This is a genomic window from Ureibacillus sp. GCM10028918, assembly GCF_042666115.1.
Taxonomy (GTDB): Bacteria; Bacillota; Bacilli; order Bacillales_A; family Planococcaceae; genus Ureibacillus.
Genome location: NZ_JBHTFK010000002.1, coordinates 206,779 through 219,477, shown reverse-complemented (window position 1 = coordinate 219,477; position 12,699 = coordinate 206,779). Strand labels below are relative to the sequence as shown.

Below are 12,699 nucleotides of genomic sequence, written 5' to 3'. Positions count from 1 at the left end.
TGCGAATCCTCCTTAACCTTTCATCTGTTGAGAACGAACTAAGTCGATATGGTCTAGCGCTTTACCTGTACCAATAGCCACACAATCGAGTGGATTTTCTGCGATAAACACAGGCATATTTGTTTCGTCACTGATGACTTTATCCAGGTTGCGTAGAAGTGCCCCACCGCCTGTTAATACGATTCCTCTTTCCATTACGTCCGCGGAAAGTTCTGGAGGAGTTTGTTCTAACGTTTTCTTTACTCCATCAATAATAACTGAAATTGCTTCTTTTAGAGAGTCAGAAATTTCTTCTGCCGAAATTTCAATTGTTTTTGGCAAACCTGTCAGTAGATCGCGTCCACGGATATCCATCTTTTCATTACTATCATCTACTCGTGCAGTACCAATTTCTATTTTAATTTTTTCTGCAGTACGCTCACCTATTGTTAAGTTATACGTTTTACGAATATAGCTGATAATGGATTGGTCCATTGCATCTCCACCCATTCGAACCGATTCACTTGTTACGATACCACCTAAAGAAATAACAGCAACTTCTGTTGTACCACCACCGATATCAACAACCATCGAACCAGTTGGATCCCATACAGGCAGGTCAGCCCCAATTGCTGCTGCAAATGGTTCTTCAATAGTGAAGGCTTCTTTAGCCCCTGCTTGTCGAGATGCATCAATAACTGCACGCTGTTCGACCGATGTAATTCCATAAGGAACACAAATCATCACATTTGGTTTTTTCAAATTGGAACCTGAATTTTTTAAAGCCTGTTTAAGGTAGTATTGAATCATCGATGTGGTAATATCGAAATCTGCAATAACCCCATCTTTCATCGGTCTAATGGCCACAATTGACCCCGGTGTACGACCAATCATATTTTTTGCATCATTACCAACTGCAACAATATCCCCTGTTTTTGTATTTTTCGCTACTACAGAAGGTTCTCGTAAAACGATTCCTTTTCCTTTAATAAAAACTAATGTATTCGCTGTGCCAAGATCAATCCCGACATCTTTATTTCCTAATCCAAACAAATTTAGTACTCCCTTTCTTCATTAAGCAATCTCTAAGAGCGCTTAAAATCATAAGAATTATTATAGCTGAAAAGTTGGAGAATTTATAGTGTCACATGTACTGTTCTACCATATTTCTCTAATGATTCATTTTTTATCGACATTCTTCATTTTATTTCGATTCTGTCCATGAAACAAATAAAATAATTATGTAAGTTTTTACATTCACGTAACAAGTACTCCATTGTAATGACGAAAAAGAATAGAATAGGTTCTTTGAAACGAAAATGAAATATAAAAAGCGTACAATTACAAATTTCGTCGCCTTTTTTCTTTTTTTGTAATAATAATGTCATTTGTTTGTTATTCCATTTTATTTTAATTTGCCCCAAAAAAAGTCGAACATCCAAAAAAATTGGACATTCGACTGAAATCTTTTAAAAAAACTTACAAAGTGTAGACAAAGTCGATATTCCACTTTGTCTACACTTTTTTTAATTATTTCTAAAACAAAAATAGGTACTCAGACTGTCTTGAAAACGCTTGTCAGCCAGTTTTCCCTGCATCGAAAGCTCTGCGACAGATGCAAAGGCACGTAGTCGAGCGAAGACCCGAATAGAACTATACCTTCATGAGGGGACGAGCGAGACAAGTAACGCGGGATGCGAGCGTTTGTCAACAGTCTGAAATTACATATACCCTTTTTCTTTTAGACTAATGAATTGATGGTCACCAATAATGACATGATCGATTAATTCAATTCCAATAATATATCCTGCTTCTTGCAGGCGTTTGGTTACTTCTATATCCTCGGGACTTGGTGTGGCATTGCCAGATGGATGATTATGGGAACAAATAATCGATGCTGCTGAACGCTTCACCGCTTCACGGAAAATCTCGCGAGGATGTACAATAGAGGAATTTAAACTTCCGATGAAAATAGTTTGTTTATGCAATACCTGATTTTTGACGTTCAAAAATAATACCACAAAATGTTCTTGCTGAAGCGATGACATTTCAGGCATTAAGAAAGTAGCTGCATCCTGCGGGGAACGAATTGTAAACCGTTCATCTACTTGCTTCTGGGATAATCTTCTGCCTAGCTCAATTGCTGCTAAAAGTTGTACAGCCTTTGCTTCTCCAATTCCTTTAATCGAAATGATTTCTTCTATTGTTGCATGTTTTAACTCATGTAGCTTCTCAAAATTATTCAAAACACGATTTGCGAGAGTCAACACTGATTCTTGCTTGGTACCTGTTCGCAATAAAATTGCGATTAATTCTTGATTCGATAAACTTTGGGCTCCTTGTCGAATTAACCTCTCCCTTGGCCGGTCATCTACATGGACATCACGTATTTTAAGCTCGGGAAATGGGGTAATCGTCATCCATTTATCACTTCCTATAGTTCTATAATGTTTAGTGCGATTAGTTTTTCGAATAAGCTTGCTAAAGGGAGGCCAACTACATTGTTATAATCACCAACGATATGGTCCACAAATAGTACGCCATCAGTTTGAATGCCGTAGCCACCCGCTTTGTCAAAAGGGTCACCAGTTTCAACATAGCTTTCAATTAGTTCCTTAGATAATTTTTTAAAATACACTTTTGTTTCTTCTATAAATACTTCTTCTACTCCATCAGGTTGTATGATGACAACCGCCGTCATTACTCGATGAACGTTTTCTGATAGTCTAGTTAAATGAGTGATTGCTTCTTCTTCATTTTTTGGCTTATGTAACAATGTGTCTTCAAAGACAACCACCGTATCTGCACCAATAATTGTTTTACCCTTCTCTTTTTTCGCGATATCACGTGCTTTTAATAACGCTACTTCACGCACATAGGCATCCATAGTTTTAGCTTGTACTGACGTTTCCTCTACATTACTTTTAATGATTTCAAAAGGAACACCCAATTTAGAAAAGAGTTCCTTTCTTCTAGGTGACGCAGATGCCAAAACAAGGCGATGATTCGTTTTAAAATTCATATCCATTCCTCCTACTCTAATGATAGCCGAGGAATGGAATTTTGAAAAATCCTATACAATTTCCCAAATATAAATTTTCACACTAAATTTCAGCTTAAAACTCGATTTTCATACAGTCATTTTCCCCAATATAATGGGCTATTAAATGCAAACGAGCGGTACCTAAATCCTGTGAAAAGCTTGATAACGCTGAAGTTATAGACTGCCAATCTTGTGGAATATTGTCTGGGACATTGCCATCTTGAAAATAAAATTTTGAGGGGTCATTGCTCTCTAATATAGTAGGCAACCCTTTTAACGTTTCTTCAGTACAAGCTGCTCCTGAAAACTTAAAGGACTTTGCAAAAGAGGTCGGGTTATCCGATAGGATCAGTTCTTCTCTAATTGGTGTAATAGAAGACCAAACATAGAAATTCCCATCAACTTCTACTATTGCACTTGTATTTAACACGGGGTATTCGGAGATAAAATCAGATGCTGATTCTTCACTCTTAAATACACCATATTGATTTGCGAAAAATCCTGCTGAAGAATTACCTTCAATTACTCCACTAGGTTCATTTGATGATTGTACGGGGATTACTTCTTCTTCCCCTTCGCCTGAACTAGCTTGTTGTGGTTGTTCACTTGTAGATGAATTCATTGAACTGAGTAAAAGTATAAAAAATACGACACCCGCGAGGCCCGCAATGGAACCTATCACTGCTGCATTCTTAAGCTCTCGTTTTGCTAGTGCATTTGGAAATTTCATAAGTATCACCTCATATTTTAACGGTAACAAATATAGATTAAAAAAAAGCGAGACAGATGTCGTCTCACTTAAAAAATATTTCGCAATAAATGCCATTAAACGATTTGTTTCAACACTACTTACTAGTACTATTTACAAATGTTACGTTTTTAAAACAGTTACTTACAAATTTATTGTATTAGTTTCTCTCTTATTTCAGCTAATAAATAAAGCGAACCTGTTACAAAGGTTTTGCCAGGCCTTTTACTTGATGCTTTAAGGAATGAGGTATAATCTTTCAACTCAACTGCTTCCGAGGCTGATGAAAGGGTAAGCATTTCATTCGAAGTCATCGCTCGTTCATTTGTAAAGTCAACAAAGTAAAATTCATCACTTACTTGTTCCAACTGTTGTAATACTGCCCTTACATCTTTATCAACCAACATCCCTACAACAAATCGAATTGGCTCGTCCGTAAATTGCTGCCTGATCGTTTGAACAAGTTTTTCCGCACTTGCAGGATTATGCGCACCATCAAAATAAACATTCGGTAGAACTTGCTCAAAGCGTCCAGGTAAACTCGCCATTAAAATGCCATTTCGGATTTTATCTAGGTCTACTGTTAATTTCAAATAATCAGCAACTTCAAAAAATGCGGTAATTGCTAACGCCATATTGTCCCCTTGATGATTTCCAGGTAATGTGCGAACTAATTTATTGATTTGCGTTCCTTTTTCATCATTGGTATACACATCGCAGGAACCTTCAATTGATACTTCAAATTGATCTCCAAGTTCGATTAAAGGGGCACGTTTATCAAAGGCTATATTCTCAATTACAGTAAATGCCTCTTCAGGCAATCTTCCAACAACAACAGGGATATTCTGTTTAATAATTCCAGCTTTATGAGTTGCTATACTTTCAATGGTTGGACCAAGAAATTTCGTATGTTCAAGTGCGATACTTGTAATAATAGATACAATCGGGGTAATCACATTCGTGCTGTCTTCACGCCCCCCCATACCAGCTTCTAATAATACGAGATCAACCTCTTGCTGAGAAAAATAAAGAAACGCCACACAAGTTAATAGTTCAAAATCTGTTAATTTTCCGCTAAGTCCTGCATTCTTTACTTGAAGAAAAAGTTCGTTCATTTCATTTTCAGAAATGGGGTTGCCATTTAGTTGTATCTGGTCATGGACATCGACGATACAAGGAGACATAAACTTCCCGACATTTAAACCGTGTTTTTTTGCAATCTGTTCTAGAAAGGTAATCGTCGAACCTTTCCCATTGGTACCTGCTACATGAACAAGCGATAGGTTTTTTTCAGGGTTTTTTAACAACCTTAATGCTTCCTTTATCGCATCTAACCCAGGTCTTATCGATTGGTCACTTGCAACATCCCATCTTTTCTTATAGTCATCTAGTCTCGGTATCATGTAGTTCACCCTTCTCTACCAGAAATTTACGTACTTCAGCAATGAAATATAAAGATCCCGTGATAATTAGCAGTTCATCTAATTGCAGGGATTTCATTTCATCATCTATTAACTGTTGCCAATATTCATTGATACGGATCTTTGGGTGATTTGATTTGGCTGCAAGTTCCGCTGCTTTGGCGGCTCTTGGCAGATCAATTTGTGTAAAGCCCATTGAAGTTGCAACATTGTCCATCATGCCGATACTTGCTTCATGGTCTTTATCTTGCAGGGCAGCATAGATGAATTTATATTTTTTTGTAGGGTAAACCTCTTCTAATGTGTGTATTAAAGCCTCTGTCCCCTCTGAATTATGCGCTCCATCAATAACAACTTGTTCACTTACCTGCTCGAAACGTCCTTCCCAGCGTGCCTTTTGTAAAGCTGCACGGATTGTAGTTTCGCGTAATGATGAATCAAATAATAATGAAGCTGTTATAGCAAGTGCTGCATTATTAACTTGATGCTCTCCTTGCATCGCTAAGGGAATGTTATTTATTTCATAGTTTTTAAAAGAGAGGTCAAAATATTGAGGGGTCCCTTTCCTTGCATTTTCGATCTTAATTTCTTCATTTAAGCAAAAGCATTCTGACTGACTTTGAGACGCCTTTTGTTTAATTACTTCCAATGCTTCTTTTTGCTTAACCCCTACAACAACCGGTTTTTGTGTTTTAACAATTCCCGCTTTTTCAAAAGTTATTTTTTCAATGGTATCACCCAATATCTCTGTATGCTCCAATGATATGGTTGTAATCACTGAAACTTCCGGAGTAATTACATTCGTTGAATCGATTCGGCCACCAATACCTGTTTCCATTAAAGCAACATCAATTGGTTCATTCGCAAAGTGCAAGCACGCAATGACGGTCATAATTTCAAAAAAACTTGGATACTGGCCATCTAATTTCTTTTGAATAATGACATCTACCTGGTTTGCAAAATATAAAAAATCTTGGTCTGCAATTTGCTTATAATTGATTGTAATCCGCTCATTCACTCTTTCTAGATGGGGGGATATAAAAGCACCAACTCGCAAGCCATGCTCCATTAATATTTCTCGAGCAGCATTTAGAGTCGACCCCTTCCCATTAGAACCGGCAAAATGAATAAATTTAACTTTTTCATGGGGATTACCCAATTCAAACAATATTTTTCGAACTGCCTCTAGCGGCTCCCCTTTATATGTACTTGCCCTTAATTTAAATATAAAATCGGTACATTCTTCGATTGAATGAAACATGTCCAGTTCTCCTAAGCATTCATAATATTTATTTAAAACGTTCGCATACTTTACTTTAAGTGTAAAATAACAAAAATGCTAGCAAATGAATTATTCTTGGTTCCAAGCATACTTAATAATTTCCAACACAATAAAAATGCCCTAGAAGAACTAGGACATTTTCAGAAATGATTACATATTTTTCAATTCCGCTAAACGTTTTTCAACGGCTTCGTGTTTTTCTTGATACTCCGTCAATTTTTCACGTTCTTTTGCAACTAAGCTTTCAGGTGCTTTTGAAACGAATTTTTCGTTATTAAGCTTACCATTTACTAATTTTACTTCTTTTGCCCATTTTTCGAGTTCTTTTTCTAAACGAGCAATTTCCTCTTCTAGATTAATTAACCCTGCTAGCGGCAAGTATATTTCCGCGCCTGTTACAACGGCAGTCATCGATTGGGCAGGTGCTTCAAGTGCTACTCCGATTGTTAGCGTTTCTGGATTACAGAATTTTTCAATATATGCCTTGTTTGTTTCAAGAATGCCAGCAATTGCTTCATCATTCGCTGAAATTGTTAAAGGCACTTTTTTGCTCATAGGTGTGTTAACCTCGGCACGGATATTGCGTACTGAACGAATAATTTCTGTCAGCAGCTTCATGCTTTCCGCATCCTGAGCAAAATTGAATTCTTCTTTAACTGTTGGCCATGATGCAACTGTAATAGACGCACCTTGATGCGGGAGATGCTGCCAGATTTCTTCTGTAATGAACGGCATCATTGGATGAAGCAGTCGCATTGTTTGATCTAATACATAGGCTAACACAGAGCGAGTTGTCTTCTTCGCGGCTTCGTCTTCGCCATATAGAGGAAGTTTTGCCATTTCAATATACCATGAACAGAAGTCATCCCAGATAAAGTTATAAAGCTCACGTCCAACTTCCCCGAACTCATATTTATCCGATAAAGCCGTAACACGATCAATTGTTTCGTTTAAGCGAGTAAGAATCCATTTATCTGCAACATTTAAATCTCCCGTTAAATCGATTTCTTCATATGTCATGCCTTCCATATTCATAAGGGCAAAACGCGAAGCGTTCCAGATTTTATTGGCAAAGTTCCAAATAGATTCTACTTTTTCAGTTGTGTAACGCAAATCTTGGCCAGGTGATGAACCAGTTGCCAAGAAGTAACGAAGTGCGTCTGCGCCGTACTGGTCGATTACATCCATTGGGTCGACACCATTTCCAAGTGACTTACTCATTTTGCGCCCTTCCCCATCACGAACTAAACCGTGAATTAATACATCTTTAAATGGACGCTCACCAGTAAATTCTTTACCTTGGAAAATCATGCGCGATACCCAGAAGAAGATTATATCGTAACCTGTTACTAATGTACTTGTTGGATAGTAACGTTTGAATTCTTCATTTTCAGTATCTGGCCAGCCCATCGTTGAAAACGGCCATAATGCAGAAGAGAACCAAGTGTCTAAGACATCCTCATCCTGCGTCCAATTTTCAGCATCACCAGGAGCATCTTTTCCTACGTAGATTTCACCTGACTCATTATGATACCATGCAGGAATTTGGTGTCCCCACCACAATTGACGAGAAATACACCAATCATGGATATTTTCCATCCAACGGTTATACGTATTTTCGAAACGATTTGGAACAAAGTTTACTTTTTCGTCTTCTTGTGTTTGCATAGCTAAAGCTTCTTCGGCAAGTGGACCCATTTTAACAAACCATTGTGCTGAAAGATATGGTTCAACAACAGCGCCCGAACGTTCAGAGTGACCCACTTGGTGAACGTGTGGTTCAATTTCAACTAGCACGCCAGCTTCTTGCAAGTCTGCAACAATCTGTTTACGGCATTCGAAGCGATCCATTCCTGCATATTTACCAGCAAGATCATTCATCGTACCATTTTCATTCATAACAAGAATACGTTCCAGGTTATGACGGTTCCCAACTTCAAAATCGTTCGGATCATGAGCTGGCGTCATTTTAACAACCCCTGTTCCGAATTCCATATCAACATAAGTATCTGCAACGATTGGAATTTCCCGACCCACAATTGGAAGAATTACTGTTTTTCCGATTAAATGTTTATAGCGTTCATCTTCGGGGTGTACAGCTACACCTGAGTCCCCAAGCATCGTTTCTGGGCGGGTTGTCGCAACACGCAGCTTACCAGTACCATCTGCTAATGGATACTCCATATGGTAGAAAGCACCTTCTACTTCTTTATGGATTACTTCGATGTCTGATAACGCTGTTTGGGCTGCCGGGTCCCAGTTGATAATACGTTCACCACGGTAAATTAAATCTTTTTCATATAACTTAACGAATACTTCTTTTACTGCTTCAGACAAACCTTCATCCAAAGTAAATCGTTCACGAGAATAGTCTAATGCCAACCCGAGCTTTGCCCACTGTGCACGGATATGACTAGCGTATTCATCCTTCCATTCCCATGTTTTTTCAAGGAATTTTTCACGGCCAAGATCGTATCTTGAAATCCCGTCTGCCCGCAATTTTTCTTCCACTTTTGCTTGTGTTGCAATTCCCGCATGGTCCATACCCGGTAACCACAAGGCATCATACCCTTGCATGCGTTTCATACGAATTAGAATATCTTGCAATGTTGTATCCCAAGCATGACCTAAGTGTAATTTACCTGTAACGTTCGGTGGCGGAATCACGATGGAATATGGTTGCTTCCCGCTTTCAGGTTGTGCTTCGAAAAATTTCCCCTGTAGCCACCATTCATAGCGCCCAGTTTCAATACTTTGCGGGTCATATTTTGTTGGCATTGATAGGTTTTGTTGTTCTGTCATATTGACTCCTCCTTTTATAGTTGTTTGGGAAGTAGCGAAATAAAAATAAAAAAACTCCTTTCGCCCTAATAAAAGGACGAAGGAGTTTTGAATTCGCGGTACCACCTTTAGTTCCGAGTAAGTGTCATCATAAATCAAAGAATTTCACCAAGTTCTCGGCTCTCAATTCGCTAACGGGTTTTACCCGGCTTTTTGCTACTACTATTTCACAAAAGCTGCTCCAAGGCTACCTTCAAATGATTGCTAGCAGAAACTTTTCAGCTACCGTTTCCTCTCTATAGCAAGCAAGAACATTTTACTCTTCCTCTTCAACGCATCCATCATTATTCACTTTACTTTGCCTTCAACTATAACCCATAAACTAAATGAACAGATTCATAAAAAGTATATAAGTTGACGTTCTATAAACAAAGTATAACTGTTCTTAAAGTATAATATACCATCAACAGATTTGAAGTGACAACATTTTTAGTGAAAGGAAGAAAAATTTTGAAGAAAAAAAGCTATAATCCAAAGCTACAGCAATTGGCTTGCGAAAAATACGCTTTGTCTTTAAGTAATTGTTCAATAACGGTATTCCGTTACGAACGTTAATTGTACCAACTACCCGAGACTTTATTTAGCTTGTTAATCACGATAGATTTTATTTGACACATTCAGTATTGTATAAGATTCAGTAAGCTCATTATAAAAATCATCTGTATCCGTAGGGAAGTATTGATTTCTAGCCTCCACTACTTTTTCAATATTGATTTTCTCTAATTTAGGTTCGTCAATTTTTTCTTCAGCAACATTTTCTACAATCGGATCATCACTTAAATCGTATTTCGTTTCAGCTTTGAAGCTTGGGCTTTCATCAGCTTGATTCGATGATTTCTCTAATATCGCATTTGCGTGTTCTGCCTCACTAACTTCCTCAAGAAGTGATTGTTCTTCCTCATTAACTTCTTCGAGAAGTGATTGTTCTTCCTGTTGAGGTGGTTGTTCTTCATTAACAGTTGATTGTTCAGGGAAAATCCCATCAGTTCCACCAAAACGTATTTCTTCTGTATTTGGTGATTCCTCTTTCGGTTGTAAATCCTGGTGGATAGGAGCAACTTCTATTTGAGGCATGTCCTGTTGCTCATAAACCGGGATTTCTGGGGTTTCTTCAGATACTACTGGAGCAATCTCTTGAAGCACTGGCTTTTCTGGTAAAGGAGGTTGTTCTAATTCAATAGGCGTCTGCTGTTCGTATTGAAATAACGCTCCTTCTACTGATTCGTCAAATTGGCAATCGACATCCCACTTAAACGTACAATTCGAACCATCGTAAACAAAATGAGAAATATCATTAATACTTACTTGTGGTGAACTTTCAAAAGCAATCTTCTCACGAGGCAAATCTATTTCTAATGGTAATGCATATTCAAAATAACCGTTGTTTCCTTCAAACTCAAGTTCTTCAATAAATGTCCCATCGTTATACTCAGGTAGCTCATCTGGATTAAAGCGAGCAACTGCTGCAATATGATAGATACCAACAAGACGTACTGAGTCTTCTGTTTCAATTTGCTGCCAAATTGGTTTAATATCTACTGAAACCACTTCTTCAATAACACCTAACTGTTCTGGGAAAACAAATTGCGTCATCATATCCCAATTAATTTTTTGCACCTGGCATCCCTCCCGTAACTACCATATGCTAGAAGATTATAAGTATGCTAACCAATAGTGATGATTTATTACTTTGTAAAATATGTATCTTACACTTATGGAATTTTGAAATAAGGTACTTATTCAGAATCTTTTTGGTAGTGCTATAATCACGCTAGCTGCAGAAATCATCATACTTTGTAACATGGAGGACATTTCTCTTGTTTCTGCTGAATTATGTCTTTCATTTTCAGGATGAAGGACTTTTTCCTATAGATTCCGTTCAAAAATGTCTTTCATAAACAATATGAAGGGATTTTTCACGTTGATTCCGCTGAAATATGTCTTTCATCAGCAGCATGAAGGACATTTTCCTTTGTTTCTGCTCAAAAATGTCTTTCATTAATAGGATTATTTAGGGAAATCTATGTTGATAATTTAATAAACAAAAAAAGAGCACCTTTTTATCAATAAAAAGATGCCCCTACTGCAAGATTTATTTACTTCGCTAACTTAGCAAATACATTATGGAATGCTTGAACTGTTTTGGCAATGTGCTCTTCGGTATGAGCGGTTGAGATGAATAATCCTTCAAATTGGGAAGGCGGTAAATACACTCCTTCTTCAGCCATTAATTTAAAGTATTCAGCAAACATCTCTAAATCCGACGTTTTAGCAGATTCAAAATCTACAACTTCTTCATTTGTTAAGAATAAACCAATCATGGATCCAGCACGGTTAACTGTGTGCGGAATATTATATTTCGTTGCCGCTTCGCGAATACCAGCCTCTAATTGGTCTCCCAGCTTTTTGAAATGCTCATAAGACTCAGGAGTTAAACGAGATAATGTTTCGATACCCGCTGTCATAGCTAATGGGTTACCTGATAGTGTACCCGCTTGGTATACTGAACCAGCCGGAGCAATATGTTCCATAATCTCACGTTTACCAGCGAATGCACCTACTGGCAGACCTCCACCTACTACTTTGCCTAGGCATGTTAAATCTGGGTTAACACCAAAGTAGCCTTGTGCACAATTGTAATCTACACGGAAACCTGTCATTACTTCATCAAAAATAAGAAGTGCCCCGTTTTCTTCAGTTACTTTACGCAATCCTTCCAAGAAACCAGGTTTAGGAGGCACAACTCCCATGTTCCCTGCAACCGGTTCAACAATGATACCAGCAATTTGTTGACCATATTTTTCAAATACCACCTGAACTGCCTCTAAATCATTATAGGCAACTGTTAGTGTATTTTTTGCGATATCCGCCGGTACACCCGGGCTATCCGGCAAGCCGAGAGTAGCTACACCTGAACCCGCTTTGATTAATAAAGAATCGCCATGACCATGGTAAGAACCTTCAAATTTCAAAATGATGTCTCTTCCCGTAAACCCGCGTGCAAGACGTAATGCTGCCATTGTAGCCTCTGTTCCAGATGAAACAAAACGAACCATTTCAACTGAAGGGACTCGGTCAATTACAATTTGAGCTAACTTACTTTCTAATAGAGTTGGCGCACCAAATGACGCACCTTTTGCAACCTGTTCTTGAATCGCTGCTACGACTTCCGGATGTGAATGACCTAAAATAAGTGGTCCCCAGCTTAATACATAGTCGATATATTCATTGCCATCGATATCTTTAATAATGGCACCCTTACCAGACTCCATAAAGATTGGGTCAGCATTAACGGATTTGAATGCACGAACTGGACTATTTACCCCACCTGGCATTAAATGAACAGCTTCAGAGAAAGCTTGAACTGATTTTTCGTATGTCATAA

Annotated in this window: 9 protein-coding genes and 1 other annotated feature; all 9 genes read right to left on the bottom strand. The window is 38.0% G+C overall.

The genetic code is table 11. The features are described 5' to 3' along the window. Positions 1-12: 12 nt before the first annotated feature. A complete protein-coding gene (locus ACFQU5_RS00990) occupies positions 13-1,032 on the bottom strand; it encodes a rod shape-determining protein (protein ID WP_390283808.1) in 1,020 nt (339 codons plus the stop codon). Positions 1,033-1,700: 668 nt separating this feature from the next. Next, positions 1,701-2,399 (bottom strand): RadC family protein, encoded by a 699-nt coding sequence (gene radC / locus ACFQU5_RS00985; RefSeq protein WP_390283806.1) that lies wholly within the window; start codon positions 2,397-2,399, stop codon positions 1,701-1,703. 14 nt (positions 2,400-2,413) lie between these two features. Next, positions 2,414-3,001: a Maf family protein gene (locus ACFQU5_RS00980; RefSeq protein ID WP_390283804.1), complete on the bottom strand. Its 588-nt coding sequence runs from the start codon at positions 2,999-3,001 to the stop codon at positions 2,414-2,416. Positions 3,002-3,095: 94 nt separating this feature from the next. Continuing rightward, entirely contained in the window at positions 3,096-3,752 is a 657-nt protein-coding gene (locus ACFQU5_RS00975; protein WP_390283802.1) for a hypothetical protein, read from the bottom strand. A 170-nt stretch (positions 3,753-3,922) separates the two neighbouring features. Then, positions 3,923-5,173 carry a bifunctional folylpolyglutamate synthase/dihydrofolate synthase gene (locus ACFQU5_RS00970; protein ID WP_390283800.1) on the bottom strand — a complete coding sequence of 417 codons (1,251 nt, stop codon included), beginning with the start codon at positions 5,171-5,173 and terminating at the stop codon, positions 3,923-3,925. Next, the gene (locus ACFQU5_RS00965; protein ID WP_390283798.1) at positions 5,154-6,452 is read right to left on the bottom strand and encodes a bifunctional folylpolyglutamate synthase/dihydrofolate synthase; all 1,299 of its coding nucleotides are present in this window, start codon (positions 6,450-6,452) and stop codon (positions 5,154-5,156) included. Before ACFQU5_RS00965 ends, ACFQU5_RS00970 begins: the two co-directional genes overlap by 20 nt. A gap of 171 nt (positions 6,453-6,623) precedes the next feature. After that, positions 6,624-9,275 carry a valine--tRNA ligase gene (locus ACFQU5_RS00960; RefSeq protein ID WP_390283796.1) on the bottom strand — a complete coding sequence of 884 codons (2,652 nt, stop codon included), beginning with the start codon at positions 9,273-9,275 and terminating at the stop codon, positions 6,624-6,626. Positions 9,276-9,344: 69 nt separating this feature from the next. Continuing rightward, positions 9,345-9,596 (bottom strand) — a binding site (T-box leader). Between the two features lie 306 nt (positions 9,597-9,902). Next, positions 9,903-10,931 carry a hypothetical protein gene (locus ACFQU5_RS00955; RefSeq protein WP_390283794.1) on the bottom strand — a complete coding sequence of 343 codons (1,029 nt, stop codon included), beginning with the start codon at positions 10,929-10,931 and terminating at the stop codon, positions 9,903-9,905. 479 nt (positions 10,932-11,410) lie between these two features. Next, a complete protein-coding gene (gene hemL / locus ACFQU5_RS00950) occupies positions 11,411-12,697 on the bottom strand; it encodes a glutamate-1-semialdehyde 2,1-aminomutase (protein WP_390283792.1) in 1,287 nt (428 codons plus the stop codon). Between the last annotated feature and the right edge of the window lie 2 nt (positions 12,698-12,699).

What these genes read in the sequence shown, in the direction of transcription:
- radC (WP_390283806.1), bottom strand. Translation starts at nt 2,399, where the DNA reads ATGACGATTACCCCATTTCCCGAGCTTAAAATACGTGATGTCCATGTA.
- ACFQU5_RS00980 (WP_390283804.1), bottom strand. Translation starts at nt 3,001, where the DNA reads ATGAATTTTAAAACGAATCATCGCCTTGTTTTGGCATCTGCGTCACCT.
- ACFQU5_RS00975 (WP_390283802.1), bottom strand. Translation starts at nt 3,752, where the DNA reads ATGAAATTTCCAAATGCACTAGCAAAACGAGAGCTTAAGAATGCAGCA.
- ACFQU5_RS00970 (WP_390283800.1), bottom strand. Translation starts at nt 5,173, where the DNA reads ATGATACCGAGACTAGATGACTATAAGAAAAGATGGGATGTTGCAAGT.
- ACFQU5_RS00965 (WP_390283798.1), bottom strand. Translation starts at nt 6,452, where the DNA reads ATGTTTCATTCAATCGAAGAATGTACCGATTTTATATTTAAATTAAGG.
- ACFQU5_RS00960 (WP_390283796.1), bottom strand. Translation starts at nt 9,275, where the DNA reads ATGACAGAACAACAAAACCTATCAATGCCAACAAAATATGACCCGCAA.
- hemL (WP_390283792.1), bottom strand. Translation starts at nt 12,697, where the DNA reads ATGACATACGAAAAATCAGTTCAAGCTTTCTCTGAAGCTGTTCATTTA.